The following is a 14,901-nucleotide window of genomic DNA, read 5'->3' as shown; positions in this document are numbered from 1 at the left end:
GCTATAATTGTGGTTACATAGCGTAGGTGTAGCCCAACCTAGTGATCGCTATCTTTGGTAATTTTTGTATGTTACAAAATGAAGTACAAAAAGTGGGTAAAAAAATTAAATGAATAAAAAGTCAATAAAAAATCAAAATAAATTAACTAGTTATTATCACTTTCTGCGGATAGTAACACTAAGTACGCTTATTTGTTATGCAAAAGAACCAGTAATTAATCTACTAACAATTTCAGGAGACTACAGAAAGTATAAGACGGAAGATTGGATTTTCTATGCATATAAAAACAAACAAATGTATGAATCGCAAATTCTGAAAAAAAAAATATTAATTGTTTCTGGTAGTAATGCACTCTTTGGTATGGATGCCAAGCAAATAGAATCTTCTACTGGCGTGCCAACAGTAAATCTTGGAGTTCACGCAGGGCTGGGGATTGATTATATTTTGTATCAGGCAAAGAAAACATTAAAACCTGGCGATATTGTTTTACTTCCTCTGGAATTTTCACTTTATCATCAGAGCAAAGATGATCAATTATTATCAAGCACATTACTAAGAAAATATATCATTTCTTACGATCATGATTACCTGAATCAGCTTGATTTAATTGGAAAATTAAAAGTCATTCTATATCCCTCTGGTATCAGTCAAGAAGATATAGATGCCATTATAGCAATCCTCAAAAATGAATCACCTTTTGACAAGAACAGGGTTTACAGTAAAATTTTAGAAAGAGCTCACACAGGAAAATGTTATACAGGAATATCCCTAAATAGGAATGGTGATGAGACATGCAACATAGGTAAATCACCAACTGAAGATATTAATAATAAAAAACTAATTGATCCTGTTCTGAACAAACCTATCGATACATCTGGTTCTATCAGAGATTTTTGTATATATGCAAAAAAACATAAAATTACTGTTATACCTCTTTATCCAGTATTACTCTTTAATTTAAATTATGATTCTAATAACTATAAAAATTATTTTTCCCAAATCAAGACATTTTGGTTAGAGCAAGGTTTTCTTTTTCAAGACTCTCCTAGTCAAAGCTTTCTCGAACAAAAAATGATGTTTAACACAATTTACCATCCTAATGATAAAGGTAGGACTTTGCGAACCGAAAATGTCATAAATCTCCTGAAGAACCATTTTTAAGAACTTAATGTAGGCAAATTTTGAAGTATGCTTTTTAACTCTTATGAATTTATATTTCTCTTTTTACCCCTTGCACTCGGTGGTTTCTTTTTGTTTTGTTGGGTGGGTATCCGTTCGCTTGTGACAGGCTGGCTGCTTTTTGTATCACTAATCTTTTACGGATATTGGAACGCAAAATTCTTACTGTTACTGCTGGTCAGCATAGCTGTCAACTGGCTAGTCAGCCAAGTCATGGCGCGGCTACGAACCAAACTACTTGATGGTCGGTCGATGACAAATGCCATCCGAGTGCTTCTGTTCCTTGGTATCGCCTTCAACCTTGGTCTAATTGGCTATTTCAAGTACATTAACTTCTTTATCGACACTATCAACGGTCTTGGTACTTCCCTGGGGAAGATCAACGATATCATCCTGCCCTTGGGGATCTCTTTTTACACCTTTGAGCAGATCAGCTATCTAGTGGGCGTCGCGCTTGGCAAGGGGCGACACTATAATTTGCCTCGGTTTATGCTCTTCTGTCACCTTTTTCCCTCATCTGATTGCTGGTCCAATTCTGAGCGCCCACGAGTTGATCCCACAGTTTCGCTCGCTCAACTATCGCTTCGATGCCCGCAATCTGGCACTAGGCTTCACAGTTTTCAGCATCGGTTTGTTCAAGAAGACCGTCATCGCTGATTCTATTAGTGGCTATGCCACGCCGATCTTTGAAATGGCTGATAATGGTCAAGTTATTAGCTTTCTTCTTGCTTGGCAGGCTGCAATTGCCTATACTCTGCAACTTTACTTCGACTTCTCCGGTTACTCAGACATGGCGGTAGGGTTAGCCAAGCTGTTTAATATTAAGCTGCCGATGAACTTTTTCTCACCCTACAAGGCAATCAGTATTGGTGACTTCTGGCAGCGTTGGCACATTAGCCTCTCACGCTTTTTGCGTGACTACCTCTATATCCCCCTAGGCGGAAGCCGTAAAGGTGAAGTACGCCGCTACCTTAACTTAATTATGACAATGCTCTTAGGGGGCTTCTGGCACGGAGCCAACTGGACGTTTCTGCTCTGGGGCTGTTTGCATGGCACCTATCTTTGCATCGATCACGGTTGGCAGCAGTTTCTCCGTCAGCGCGGTTGGAAAGCACCCTCTAGTCGATTGAGCGATTTCGCAGCACGGGCGCTAACATTCCTGGCTGTAGTCATTTCTTGGGTGCTGTTCCGGGCTGAGACATTAGATGGTGCAAGAAATATCCTACGTGGTATGGCTGGGTTGGAGGGCTTGATCTTGCCGGAGACTTATGTCACCAAAGTAGGGCTACTCAGCCGTTTCGGCGTCGAGTTTGGTAAGGTCGATAACTTCGGCGGTATTAATGGGAGCGTTGTCATCTTGGGAGTGCTTACAGCAGTCTTCCTGTTACCGAACATTTATGAGTTTATGAAAGGCGAACCTGTGGTGCTGGATGTTTACCACCATCTAGAGGGTAAATCTCGTCCTTGGTGGGGCTGGAAGCCGACAACATTCTATGCTGTGCTAGCAACAATCTTATTTTTCGTTGGAGTAGGTTTCAGTAGTGAGCACAGTGAATTTCTCTACTTCCAGTTTTAACTATAAAAAAAGCTACTACCAAGACACTCAGAAGAAAAAGAGTGCAGCAAAAGGAAAGAAGTATTAATAAGAACTTGAGTTTTGCGTATAAAGCCCAGCTTTAAAAGATCGCTCTTTTTAACCAGAAGATGCAGAGCGATCGCAGATATTACTTTTAGGAAGAGAAGTTGTATTTGATAAATTTAATATTGAGTTTAGGCAAGCTGATGAACAAATTATTTTTACATGGCGTGCAGACAACTAATCAATTAACCACAGATACTTCTGACAACTTGCAGAAATTCCCTTAGTAGAGGTGTCATATCCTCTTGTTGCCACAATACAGCCGTTTCTACTAATGGTGTTTTCTCCTCTACAGCGCGATACACCACACCAACCCTCTGAAGATTTTGTAATGAAGACGGTGCGATCGCAATTCCCATTCCGGCTGAAACCAATCCAATAATTGTCTGCATCTGAATCGCTTCTTGAGTCACTTTGGGGCTGAAATTTCCTTGCTGGCAAAGGCTGACGATTTGATCGTAAAGTCCAAAGCCCAGGTGGCGAGGGAACATGATAAAGTTTTCGTTTATTAGCGATCGCACTGAGATACACTCTTGTTCAGCTAAGGGATGAGTTTCCAACATAGCCACAATTAAAGCTTCCTGCTGAATGCACTCTTGATTGAGTGTGTTGTCTTCTAAGGGTGGATGGGCAAAGCCTACATGAATGCGGCGTTTCTGTAGCGCTTGCTCTTGCTGAGTTGTGGTTAATTCCTGCAATACTAACTCTACTTCTGGAAACTGTTCTCGAAACCGCCGCAAAATTACAGGAAGCAAATCATAAGTTACCAAACTAGTAAACCCAATTCGTAATAGTCCCTTTTCACCTCTTCCCGTTTTTTGAGTTAGCTCAATTGCTTTTTGGAGTTGAGCTAAAAGTTGATAAGCTTCTTGCAAAAAAACTTGCCCAGCTTCCGTTAGTTGCACCTGTCGCTTGGTTTTACGCTGAAACAGTTCTACTCCTAATTGTGCCTCTAGCTGTTGAATTTGCTGGCTTAAGGGCGGTTGAGCGATGTGCAGTCGCTCGGCGGCTCTACTGAAGTGCAGTTCTTCAGCCACAGCAATAAAGTAGCGCAGGTGTCGCAATTCCATTTTTTTGATATTTTATAAGTTTCAATTTTATTTAAATATATATTGGACATCTGAAAACTACCTGCTTATGATACTTATACAAATATCGCAGGGAATCAGAGCAATGCAGGAAAAGTATACTCCAGGTTATTCGAGTAATGCGACGAATTTCATGGCAAATCGCAGGGTAGATACTGATGCTGCGTTTTTTACGCCTTATTTACGCCCAGGGATGAAGTTGCTAGATTGTGGCTGCGGCCCTGGGACGATCACTTTGGGTTTAGCAAAAGCGATCGCCCCTGGTACGCTTACAGGTATTGATCGAGAAGCCTCTCAAATCCAGATAGCTGCTGAGAGTGCTTTCACCCAAGGTGTCAGTAATGCTGATTTTTTGGAGGGGAATATTTATGCTTTACCCTTCCCAGATAGCTCATTTGATGCAATCTTTTCCCATGCGCTGTTTGAGCATCTTCAAGAACCAGCGCAGGCGTTACGGGAATTGTGGCGAGTTTTGAAACCGGGGGGAATTGTTGGGCTTCGTAGTCCTGATTGGGGCGGGTTTTTGATTGCACCGTCTACACCAGAACTGGAAAAAGCATTTTCTTATTACAAGTGGCTCCAGCAGCAAAATTCTGGTAATCCTTACGTAGGTAGAGAGTTACGCGCCCTGCTGCGCCAAAGTGGGTTTACTAATATCAAAGCTTCGGCTTCTTATCAATGTTATGAGCCGCTGAGTGAGGCTACAGAATATTTGGCGCTGCGAATTGAGGCTTCTGCAAAGGTGGATGGAGCTCTAGAGAAAGGTTGGACTGATGAGCGATCGCTTACAGCAATGAGCCATGCTTTGCGAGAATGGAGTCAGCACCCAGATGCATTTTTTGCTGCTGCTTGGTGTGAAGTTGTGGGACAAAAGGGTTAGAAGTGAAACGCAGAGGGGCGCAAAGTAGCGTGGAGGTTTTAGAGAATTTGTGACAAAAATTTGCGTGTTCTTTCTTCTTTGGGATTGCTGAAAAATGCGTCAGGGGTAGCTGATTCGACGAGGAAACCGCTATCCATTAAAATAACTCTGTCGGCGACTTCACGAGCGAATCCAACTTCGTGGGTGACGACTACCATTGTCATCCCATCACGGGCGAGATTTCGCATTACATCCAAAACTTCGCGTACCATTTCTGGATCTAGGGCTGAGGTGGGTTCGTCAAACAGCATAATTTTGGGTTGCATGGCTAAAGCACGAGCGATCGCTACTCGTTGCTGTTGTCCACCAGATAACTGTCCTGGATATTTTTGCGCCTGTTCTAAAATTCCTACTCTTTCTAGTAGTTGCATTGCTAATTCTTCGGCTTTTGCCTTTGGCGATCGCCGTACCCAAATTGGTGCTAAAGAGATATTTTGCAGCACTGTGAGATGAGGAAATAAATTAAATTGCTGAAATACAATCCCCACTTCTCGCCGAATCGTTTCAATATTTTTTAAGTCATGACTGAGGGTAATACCGTCAATTTCAATTTTTCCCTTTTGATATTCTTCTAAAGCATTAAATGTGCGGATAAACGTGGATTTTCCTGAACCAGAAGGGCCCATCAATACTACTACTTCTTTGCGATTTACTGTTAAACTTACACCTTTGAGGGCATGAAATTTGCCATACCACTTCTGAACATCTTCGGCGATAATTATGGGTTTTTGTTCTGTTGTCATTGATTTTTACCTCTGAATTTTATTTTTAAGAATACCTAGCAAATGAAAATCCTGCGAGAATTCTATCAGACCTGCTGATCTGAAATCTTGCAGTTGATGTATTATTAAGGACTAATATTAATGTAAAAAATTCTGTGCCAAAAGCAGCAGATACAGGTGGCAAGCGATTAATTAGTCTCGCTCCCGACGCATGGGTAAAATGCGTGACTCAGCGTCCGGAAGTCGTGGCAAAAGAAATTTTGGGTTCTGAGTTTCAGTGGATTAGCCGCGAAACAGATGTGTTAGTAAAGGCATACAGTACCACTCATGGGGATTTTCTGGTACTCAACGAATTGCAGTTGTGCTACACAGCAAAGATGCCTTTACGCATGAGAGCTTATGCGGCCCTAGCACAAGAGCGTTACCAACTGCCAACTTACCCAGTGTTAATCAATATTTTGCCACCTCCAGCCACATTAACGATTGTCAATAGCTACGAGCAAGAATTTTTGGGATTACGTGCCATCCAAGACTATCGCGTGATTAATTTATGGGAGGTGGACGCTGAGATAGTGTTTGGGCAACCATTACCATCCTTATTACCCTTTGTGCCGATATTGCGAGGTGGAGGAGAGGCATCTGTTGTGCAACGTGCATTACAGGTACTACGAGCAGATGCCCAGCTCAACCAGTTAGAATCACTGCTGGCATTTTTTGCTAGCTTTGTGTTAGAGACGCCTTTAGTGCAACAAATCATGAGGTGGGATATGGCAGTGTTACGAGAATCACCTTGGTATCAAGAAATTCTGACTGAAGGTAAGCAACTTGGTCTTGAGCAAGGACTTGAGCAAGGACTTGAGCAAGGCGTACAGCAGGGTGCGCGACGGCAATTAATCCGGGTATTGCAACGACGCTTTGGTGAAGTTCCACCTTCGGTAGCAGTAAGGTTGGAGAGTCAGAGTGTGGAACAATTAGAAAGTCTGATGGATGTCGCGATCGCTGTCAATTCTTTGGCAGAATTTATAACAGTTCTATTTAATTAAGAGAATACCAAAAAATCTTGAATTTTAAGCGATCGCCAGCAGGAGAGCAAGTTAAAAATCTGCGATCGCGCATTGACTCTCTGTGTCTAGAAAAATGAGAAAATCTTGGTGAAGCACTGTTAGATTTTAAGAGCATGGCTAATTTGTCGCAGTGATCGCGTTTACTAGTCATTTATATTTACAAAGGACTAATGACTGTCTTCATGAGGACATTTGACTACTGGCTTAATTGCCTTTCTAATAGTCGAGAAGCCAAGGACATTGAATAACAAAATATCCAATAAATTAATCCAATAAATAGATATACTTCTGCATAGCGACCGAGAAACTGTGGTTGTGCCAATATGGAACGAGCAATACCTGTAAGTTCCACTAATCCCACCAAAGATAAGAGTGAAGTGTCTTTAAATAAGCCGATAAATTGACCAACGATCGCAGGAATAACGCTACGTAAGGCTTGAGGTAGAACAATTAATAGAACTACCAAAGGTATATTTAATCCTAGTGCTTTCGCTGCTTCAATTTGTCCGCGAGGAATTGATTGGAGTCCACCGCGCACGTTTTCTGCCATGTAAGCGGCACTAAATAGTACTAGTCCAGCAATTGCTCGTAGTACCCGATCCAAACGCACATCTGCTGGCAGAAATAACGGCAGCATTACTTGAGCAAGGAACAAAATTCCAATCAGTGGTACTCCCCTAACAATTTCAATGTAGAGGATAGAAAACCAACGGATTACGGGTAAATTGCTTGTGCGCCCTAAAGCTAGTAAAACCCCAATGGGAAAGGAAAGCACAATACTAACTGCTGCCATTAGTAAGGTAAGTAGCAAACCGTTCCACAAATTTGTAGATACAGGTTGCAATCCAAATCCACCGCCAATTAGCCATAAAATTATCGGGAAAGACAATAACCATAATAGAGAAAGCCAAGGAGTGAGTACCTTAGTAAACTTTCCTCCAAGCCAAAAACCTGCAAATAGTAAAACTGCAATTAACAATAACCAAAGGCGGGATGTAAAATTTAGTGGTAAAACAATTAACAAAACGCCGATGATGAAAGCAAAAAAAGCAATTCCACGCATTGTTAACTGTTGCTTACCAAAGAATACACCCCCAGTTATAGCGCCTAAAGTCAAAGCGATCGCTAGCACAATCCAAGTTCGCCAATATAGCGTTTGCGGAAACCTACCAACTAAAAATAAACGTAAATTAACTTGAATTACCGCCCATTGTGCTTGAGTAGTTGCCCAAGTTAGAACTCCTCGTACTATCCAAAACAGCAATACCAAACAAACAACAGTTAACAAGCTGTTGTACCAAGTACTAAATAGGTTTTTACGTAGCCAAGTTAATTGAGGATTTGTCATTAGTCATTCTTAAAGGTTCAATCTTTAGCCTCAAAGGTGCAACTTCCGAGTTCAGAGGTGCAACTTCCAAGTTCAAAGGTGCAACTTCCGAGTTCAAAGGTGCAACTTCCGAGTTCAGAGGTGCAACTTCCGAGTTCAAAGGCTCAACTTCCGAGTTCAAAGGCTCAACTTCCGAGTTCAAAGGCTCGACTTCCAAGTTCAGAGGTGCAATTTCCAAGTTCAAAGGCTCAACTTCCGAGTTCAAAGGTGCAACTTCCGAGTTCAGAGGTGCAACTTCCAAGTTCAGAGGTGCAATTTCCAAGTTCAAAGGCTCAACTTCCGAGTTCAGAGGTGCAACTTCCAAGTTTAAAGGCTCAACCTTCACCCTCATCTCCCTCATTCCCCTCATCTCTCTTTAATTTGCACGGTGCGATTGAACAAATTCATAACTACAGAGATAATCAAACTTAGAGTGAGATAGGTGAGCATAATCAGTAATATCACTTCTACGGCTTTCCCCGTTTGGTTAAAAGTGGTGGAGGCGACAAAATAAATATCAGGGTAGCCGATGGCGATCGCTAAACTGGTATTTTTCGTCAAATTAAGATACTGACTCGTCAATGGTGGAATTATTACCCGCAAGGCTTGGGGAAAAATCACCAGCCGCATAACTAACCCTGGTTTTAATCCTAGCGATCGCGCTGCTTCCCACTGTCCCTTAGCTACTGATTGAATCCCACCTCGGACAATTTCAGCGATAAACGCACCCGTGTAAAAAGTTAATCCCAACAGCAAAGTTGAAAACTCTGGGGATAAGGTAAACCAAGGGAGTTCTAAGCCATTTTGACTAACGCCAATAAAACCCCAAAGGGATAGTTTATTTTCTGTTTTGGGAAAAGTCAGGAAAACAGCAAAGTACCAAAACAGTAATTGCAGCAGTAAGGGAGTATTGCGGAAAACCTCCACATAAAGCATAGTGATATTCCGCACTAGCCAGTTATCAGAAAGTCGGGCAATTCCAGCACTTACCCCCACAATTGTTGTGAAAAAAATTCCTGCAACCGCCACCCGCAAGGAGTTAATTAATCCCACCCACAAGGCATAAATGTAGGTATCAGTTGGTTTGTAAGTAATCAGAGTCTCGCCAATATCAAAAGATGCTTGTTGCTTGAGAAAATCAAAACCAAACGGAATACCTAATTGCCGCAAATTGCGGTTAAGATTGCCCCACAGTTTTACTATTACAATTGCTGGTAAAAATACGGCAACTAATTGCAAAGCAATGTTCCAAAAACGATTATCACGCCATATAGGTGGTTTTGAATTAGTCATTAGTCATTAGTCATTAGTCATCGGGCATTATCGAATGGCACTAAGATAAGTCCAAAGTCTTGTGTTGCCTCGTTAAGAGCCTCCAGGCTGGGAAACCATTGTGAGAGGCGGAGCCTCCTCTTTGTTGACCAGAGGCAGAGCCTCTTGGAACTCGTTCCCAGTCTGAAGACTGGGAACAAGGTTACACAAGCTTTTCGGCTTTTCTTAGTGCCATTCGGGTATTATCATTCTTTCTTCCCCTGTTCCCCCTGCTTCCCTGCCCTCTTCTACCGGAACGGTGGAGAATAAAGCAGTCCACCCTTGCTCCAGAGTTGATTTTGACCGCGAGCTAGATTAAGTTTTGTCTTGGGGCCGAGGTTGCGATCGTAAATTTCGGCGTAATTACCGACGTGCTTAATTATTCTGGCTGCAAAGTCGTTTGTTAAGCCGAGTCCTTCGCCAAGGTTGCCTTCGGTTCCTAAAAAGCGCTTAACATCTGGATCAGTACTAGCAGCAAACTGACCTAGATTCTGGGAAGTAATGCCCAATTCTTCAGCTTTTACTAAGGAATAAACCACCCACTTAACAGCATCTCCCCATTTAGCATCCCCTTTAGCAACTGCTGGTGCAAGAGGTTCTGAAGATATCACTTCATTAAGAATCACGTTATCTTCTGGTTTTGGCAAAATTGTGCCCCGTGAAACTAATGCTGAACGGTCAGCTGTAATACCATCGCAACGACCTTCGGCATAGGTAGCAAAGGTAACGTTAACGTCTTCAAAGACAACGGGTTTGTAAATGATGCCCCTTTTTCGCATTTGGTCTGCTAAGTTCTGTTCGGTAGTTGTACCAGTTTGAACGCAGATTGCTTTATTCTTCAGGTCTGCTAGGGACTTAATATTGCTATTTTTGCGAACCATTATCGCTTGTCCGTCGTAAAAGACTACAGGTGCAAATTCCAGACCGACTGTGGTTCCGCGACTCAGTGTCCAGGTAGTATTGCGGCTGAGAATGTCTACTTCGCCAGTTTGCAAAGCTGTAAACCGCTCTTTGGAATTGAGATTGCGAAATTCTACTGCATCTGGGTTGTCAAATAAAGCTGCGGCGATCGCTCGGCAAATATCCACATCAATACCGCTATATTTACCATCAGTTCCTACAAAGCTAAACCCTGGTACTTCCCCACTGACACCGCAAATTACCTGACCACGGCTTTTAATACTAGCCCAACGATTTCGAGTTGCTGGTGCAGCTGGAGTACTGCCTGGAGTGCCGGGTGTACTTGCTGTTTGTCCTGAATTTTCACCACAAGCGGCGATCGCAAAAACTAGAGGTGCGATCGCTAAAATTAAAGCTGATTTACGCATAAACTTCATTAATACTCGACAATAAAAAATGTATTGATCACTACAATCATTCCGTGAAAACTATTTATTGCTTGTAATATAAAACTTTACCAGTCTCTGTGCTATATTTATTCGCTTTTAAAAGCGGTAGTTGAAGTTTTTACTTATATTTTCAAAAGCCTCAGATGCTACGTAGAAATTATCTCAACTTGGCTTCAGCTTTCGAGTTAGATTGAAAATACTGCCACAATACTTGATCTAGCAATACATTCATTAAACCTAGAAGAGAGTATTAAAATTTAGGTGAGTTAGTGCTATATCCTTCACTGGGTAAAATTTTAAAAAAAGTGATTATCGCTTCTTTAATAATGAGCAAGAGTCCTTTAGAAAATATCATTCACAGCGCAGAATGAACATCTGTTTTTCCTATCTTCAATAGACCTCTTGCAAAATCCTTGAATCACCCCTCCCCAACCCTCCCCCATGCTCTAATTGCATACTTCTATGCGATCAGAAGTATCCAGACCAACCCAAACAACTACCCCAAGCAGGTTAAACTAGGTCTGGTAACAACTGCTCCACGTTCCTTATGAGGCTTTTATGGGAGCTAACCTCAAACAGATTGCCAACTATTTAGACAACCTTGGTTGGGACTACCGTTTTGATGATGAAGAAGACCGAATTATAACAGGTGTGGAAGCTGATAACCTCGAAGATTTCCTAATAGTTGTCCAGTTGGATGAAGAGGGAAAATTTTTCAGGGTATTTGCCCCTCAAGTTCTGGCAGGAATTCAACACCATCTTCACAAGGCAGCTATTCTACAAACAATACTTGCCATTTCCTGGGAAACCAAAATGTTGCAATGGGAGTATGACCCATCCGATGGCGAAATCCGTGCGATTATTGAGTTTCCTCTAGAAGACTCGATTCTCACAGAAAAGCAATTTCACCGCTGTCTGAGTGGGTTAATTCAGATTGTGGATAGCATAGCAATACCTCGCCTGAAAGAAGTGATGGCAACAGGTTTTGATCCGGGGAATATAGAACTTGGGGAAAGACTGTTACTCAGTATCCAAGAAGAAGCCCCAGGATTGCTAGATTTACTGGAAAAAGCAATGGAAGCGCGAAAAAAGCGAGGAAGTTTTAAGGGCGAGTGAGACGGATCATCACTTAAATCGCTATACTCCAAAGTGATACCCTCACTATATACTGAAATTTTCTGGGGCTGGATATTATGACATCCTATGCAACCTCCTCTGCCAAAGCGGAAATGAGTGAACTACGGCGGTTGAAAGGCTTATTACCGCCAGAATTACAGAGCTGGGTCACGGTTGAAGGCACAACTGAGGTCAATCCACCCCTGGTTCGCTGCGAAGAAATTGGTAAAGACCAGGTAGAAATTCAAATTGACTTGGTGAAATGGGATGCCCTCGCAATGGATCAGCGTAATCTGCTGTTCTGGCATGAAGTTGCTCGCGTTCAAAATGACACAATTCCTAAAGATGGTTGGGAAATGGCAGCACTAGCCATCGGTTTAGGTGGTGCTGTGGGTGAATTGTGGGTACAAGATGGATTGCTGCTGGTGTTAGCTTTGTCGCTGTGTGGTGTGTCAGGGTGGCGACTGTACCAAAAGAATAGTGGTGAAAAGCAACTAAGAGAATTGCTAAATGCTGATGAGAAAGCGATCGCTTTAGCAACTCGCTTTGGTTATAGCCTCCCCAATGCCTACAAAAGTCTCGGTAGCGCCTTGAAAACCTTGATTGATAATACTCCTAGTAAGCGCCAACGGTCAAAATACGAAGCAAGACTCTCTGCCCTCAAACGCAGTGCCAATAAGGCAAAAGGTAAATCCAAAACTCCAGATGAGGGCGCACTGTAGAAACCAAAAAGTAGGTTGGGTGGGTATTGCCCACCCCACAAAATACCTAAATCAACATGAATTCGAGGAACCTCTCCCTGCCTTGAACTTTAGTTCAAGTCTTTCCCTCTCCGATTCGGAGAGGGACGGTTTTAGGCAGTAAAAACCTCTTAGAGGTCTTTTGATTGAGATAACTTAGACTACCTACTAAGGGGGCTGCTGCCTCCCTGATTAGCAGCACCCCAATGACCATTTCATAAAATCTTACTTTTTTCTTGACTACATCTTTATCAAACTCAAATTTTACAGCTGGTTCAGCATTTTATGCGTCTGAGGGATCACACGCACTTGCTTGACAAACCGCTTCATTAAAGCTTGCCACGTCAAAACTTGATCAGCCGTAGGGGCAAGTACAGGTATTGGGGAGAATTGTTCAGATGCTGCCAAAGGCGTAACAGGCTGTAAAAATACTGAGATATCTGGACTAACCTCTGCCACCAGCAAAGCTGAACGTTCCAACTCGGCTGGATCTGTGTTTTGAGACACAATTATCTTGACAAAAACATTTAAATATGAATCATGACATAATTGGAGAAATTTAGCATGTTCTTGCCAATGACTTTCACCGCTGACACTGGGCAATTTGAAATCCATACCCACAGAGTCTAAGTAGGGGAGAATCATCGCCAGTTGTTCTGGGCGATGTCCGCCAGTTTCTAAATATATAGGTAGACCAGTTATGGCTCGCACTTGGGGAAGAAACTGCATTAAAAATGGGGCATGAAGAAGTGGTTCGCCTCCAGTTAAGCTAATGCTATCGTGTAAACAAGGTAGATTTTGCTGTTCCACCCATTCGATTAATATGGATAATGGGACAGGGTTAGAGTGGATTTCAAAGTCGCGCAATCCAGGCGATCGCTCTATCCGACAAGTAGCAGGTGCATTCCAAGTGTGGGCACTATCACAAAACTGACAGTGCAAATCACACAAAGCAAAACGAATAAATATCTGACGCGTCCCTACATTCAGTCCTTCCCCTTGAATGGCAGAAAAGACCTCAACTAGGCGTGCAGTAGGTGTAACCGTAGTTTTAGCAATCATTTGATCAGAGCAACGCGATCGCGCTGCGTTGGCACAACAGCAAGGATGTTTTTTGGCTTCTTGTTCTATTGTGAATCGTCGCTAGCGATCTCCAATCTCAGCCTCGGTAAATAGCAATTAGTCCTTATTACTACTGATTCCAATATTAGATTAAGTAATTTTATAGGACAAAATAATGTTTGGTAGATTACATTATACATGGCAACGAAAGTGCAAAGCTTCATGACTAGCCAACCGACAGAGGTCGATTTTCCAGTTAATTCCCTAAATGACACGGCTATAATGCAGGTGCCCACGCGGTTGAGTGTGCTGGAGGCTTTAGGTTTTAAACAAACCTGCCAAAGCTTAATCCAACCCAATTCACATCTTAAGCAAATCATTATTGACTTTCACAAAACTACTTTTATAGATAGTAGTGGTTTGGGTGCCCTGGTAAGTAATTTTAAATACGCCCAGTCCAAAGGGATTGCATTAACACTGCGGAATGTAACACCTCAGGTAATGGCAGTTCTAAAACTCACAGGATTGGATCAGGTTTTTCCTTTAGAGCTTGTGGATGAGGCGTCGTTAATAGAACAAGAAGACTTAGCAGATATTCGGAAGACAACTTCCCGGAAAGTAGAGCAGTTACCCACTACTCACCCTTCTGTGGCATCTTGGATGAAACGATTATTAGACATTGTAGGGTCAGTGATCGGTTTATTAATTACAGGAGTTTTATTTATTCCGATTGCGATCGCTATTCAAATTAATGATCCCGGTCCCATTTTCTTTAGTCAAACCCGCTGTGGTTGGATGGGGAAGCGGTTTGAAATTTGGAAATTCCGCTCCATGTGTGTGGATGCGGAAGCGAAGAAATCTGAAGTCAAAAACCAAGTGCAAGGTGCCTTTTTTAAAAATGAGAATGACCCCAGAATTACCAAGGTAGGGCGCTTCTTACGGCGAACGAGTTTTGATGAACTACCCCAATTTTGGAACGTCCTCAAAGGAGAGATGAGTTTAGTAGGCACCCGGCCACCTACACCCGATGAAGTGGAACGCTATGAAGTACCAGAGTGGCAACGTTTAGATGTTAAACCCGGCATGACTGGCGAATGGCAAGTAAATGGGCGTTCTACAGTCCGTAGTTTTGAAGATGTAATTCGCCTGGATTTGCAGTATCAAAAAAATTGGAGTTTGGTGTACGATTTAAAGCTAATTTTCAAAACTATAGCTATTCTGTTTAAGAGAAACAGTGGTGCTGTTTAGCTAACTACCTTTATTCACAACTTTTTGGTAACTCCCAATCACGAGAATTTTTAAATACACCCAAGCTTAAAATAGGCTTGGGTGTATTCTAGGTTTA

Annotated in this window: 15 protein-coding genes; 8 read left to right on the top strand and 7 right to left on the bottom strand. The window is 42.2% G+C overall.

The genetic code is table 11. The features are described from left to right. Nucleotides 1-109: 109 nt before the first annotated feature. Genes V7K35_RS14180 through V7K35_RS14170 form a run of 3 tightly spaced genes read left to right on the top strand, consistent with a single transcriptional unit; the run spans nucleotide 110 to nucleotide 2,756 of the window. The gene (locus V7K35_RS14180) at nucleotides 110-1,162 is read left to right on the top strand and encodes a hypothetical protein (RefSeq protein ID WP_335079934.1); all 1,053 of its coding nucleotides are present in this window, start codon (nucleotides 110-112) and stop codon (nucleotides 1,160-1,162) included. A gap of 27 nt (nucleotides 1,163-1,189) precedes the next feature. Further along, complete coding sequence (locus V7K35_RS14175; RefSeq protein WP_335079982.1) at nucleotides 1,190-1,837, top strand: hypothetical protein; 648 nt, start codon at nucleotides 1,190-1,192, stop codon at nucleotides 1,835-1,837. Beyond that, nucleotides 1,731-2,756 carry an MBOAT family O-acyltransferase gene (locus tag V7K35_RS14170; protein WP_335079979.1) on the top strand — a complete coding sequence of 342 codons (1,026 nt, stop codon included), beginning with the start codon at nucleotides 1,731-1,733 and terminating at the stop codon, nucleotides 2,754-2,756. Before V7K35_RS14175 ends, V7K35_RS14170 begins: the two co-directional genes overlap by 107 nt. 248 nt (nucleotides 2,757-3,004) lie before the next feature. Here the strand turns inward: V7K35_RS14170 and V7K35_RS14165 are convergent, their stop codons facing one another. After that, nucleotides 3,005-3,889, bottom strand: a complete 885-nt coding sequence (locus V7K35_RS14165; RefSeq protein ID WP_335079932.1) for a LysR family transcriptional regulator — start codon at nucleotides 3,887-3,889, stop codon at nucleotides 3,005-3,007. A gap of 103 nt (nucleotides 3,890-3,992) precedes the next feature. Between V7K35_RS14165 and V7K35_RS14160 the strand changes: the two genes are divergently transcribed. Next, nucleotides 3,993-4,787 carry a methyltransferase domain-containing protein gene (locus V7K35_RS14160; RefSeq protein WP_335079930.1) on the top strand — a complete coding sequence of 265 codons (795 nt, stop codon included), beginning with the start codon at nucleotides 3,993-3,995 and terminating at the stop codon, nucleotides 4,785-4,787. A gap of 38 nt (nucleotides 4,788-4,825) precedes the next feature. On the opposite strand, the gene V7K35_RS14155 is transcribed toward V7K35_RS14160, so the two are convergent. Continuing rightward, on the bottom strand, nucleotides 4,826-5,569 hold the full coding sequence (locus V7K35_RS14155; protein WP_335079928.1) for an amino acid ABC transporter ATP-binding protein: 744 nt from the start codon (nucleotides 5,567-5,569) through the stop codon (nucleotides 4,826-4,828). 134 nt (nucleotides 5,570-5,703) lie between these two features. Between V7K35_RS14155 and V7K35_RS14150 the strand changes: the two genes are divergently transcribed. Next, nucleotides 5,704-6,591 (top strand): Rpn family recombination-promoting nuclease/putative transposase, encoded by an 888-nt coding sequence (locus V7K35_RS14150; RefSeq protein ID WP_335079926.1) that lies wholly within the window; start codon nucleotides 5,704-5,706, stop codon nucleotides 6,589-6,591. A 217-nt stretch (nucleotides 6,592-6,808) separates the two neighbouring features. Here the strand turns inward: V7K35_RS14150 and V7K35_RS14145 are convergent, their stop codons facing one another. From V7K35_RS14145 to V7K35_RS14130, 4 genes are all read right to left on the bottom strand, one after another. Next, complete coding sequence (locus V7K35_RS14145) at nucleotides 6,809-7,960, bottom strand: amino acid ABC transporter permease (RefSeq protein WP_335079924.1); 1,152 nt, start codon at nucleotides 7,958-7,960, stop codon at nucleotides 6,809-6,811. Beyond that, complete coding sequence (locus tag V7K35_RS14140; RefSeq protein ID WP_335079922.1) at nucleotides 7,929-8,330, bottom strand: hypothetical protein; 402 nt, start codon at nucleotides 8,328-8,330, stop codon at nucleotides 7,929-7,931. Before V7K35_RS14140 ends, V7K35_RS14145 begins: the two co-directional genes overlap by 32 nt. 14 nt (nucleotides 8,331-8,344) lie before the next feature. Then, nucleotides 8,345-9,271, bottom strand: a complete 927-nt coding sequence (locus V7K35_RS14135) for an amino acid ABC transporter permease (RefSeq protein WP_335079920.1) — start codon at nucleotides 9,269-9,271, stop codon at nucleotides 8,345-8,347. A gap of 266 nt (nucleotides 9,272-9,537) precedes the next feature. After that, the gene (locus V7K35_RS14130) at nucleotides 9,538-10,617 is read right to left on the bottom strand and encodes an amino acid ABC transporter substrate-binding protein (RefSeq protein ID WP_335079918.1); all 1,080 of its coding nucleotides are present in this window, start codon (nucleotides 10,615-10,617) and stop codon (nucleotides 9,538-9,540) included. Nucleotides 10,618-11,196: 579 nt separating this feature from the next. On the opposite strand from V7K35_RS14130, the gene V7K35_RS14125 reads away from it, so the two are divergent. Further along, nucleotides 11,197-11,754: a hypothetical protein gene (locus V7K35_RS14125; protein ID WP_335079916.1), complete on the top strand. Its 558-nt coding sequence runs from the start codon at nucleotides 11,197-11,199 to the stop codon at nucleotides 11,752-11,754. A 77-nt stretch (nucleotides 11,755-11,831) separates the two neighbouring features. Further along, nucleotides 11,832-12,476, top strand: coding sequence for a DUF3318 domain-containing protein (locus V7K35_RS14120; protein WP_298920482.1), 645 nt, complete (start codon nucleotides 11,832-11,834; stop codon nucleotides 12,474-12,476). A gap of 282 nt (nucleotides 12,477-12,758) precedes the next feature. Here the strand turns inward: V7K35_RS14120 and V7K35_RS14115 are convergent, their stop codons facing one another. Further along, the gene (locus V7K35_RS14115; protein WP_334794387.1) at nucleotides 12,759-13,556 is read right to left on the bottom strand and encodes a 7-carboxy-7-deazaguanine synthase QueE; all 798 of its coding nucleotides are present in this window, start codon (nucleotides 13,554-13,556) and stop codon (nucleotides 12,759-12,761) included. Nucleotides 13,557-13,754: 198 nt separating this feature from the next. Between V7K35_RS14115 and V7K35_RS14110 the strand changes: the two genes are divergently transcribed. Continuing rightward, nucleotides 13,755-14,804, top strand: coding sequence for a sugar transferase (locus V7K35_RS14110; RefSeq protein WP_334794385.1), 1,050 nt, complete (start codon nucleotides 13,755-13,757; stop codon nucleotides 14,802-14,804). Nucleotides 14,805-14,901: the final 97 nt, after the last annotated feature.

It is taken from the genome of Nostoc sp. (assembly GCF_036917275.1).
Lineage (GTDB): Bacteria > Cyanobacteriota > Cyanobacteriia > Cyanobacteriales > Nostocaceae > Nostoc.
Note: the sequence above shows the minus strand (reverse complement) of the source record. Positions and strands in the feature narration are given on the sequence as shown.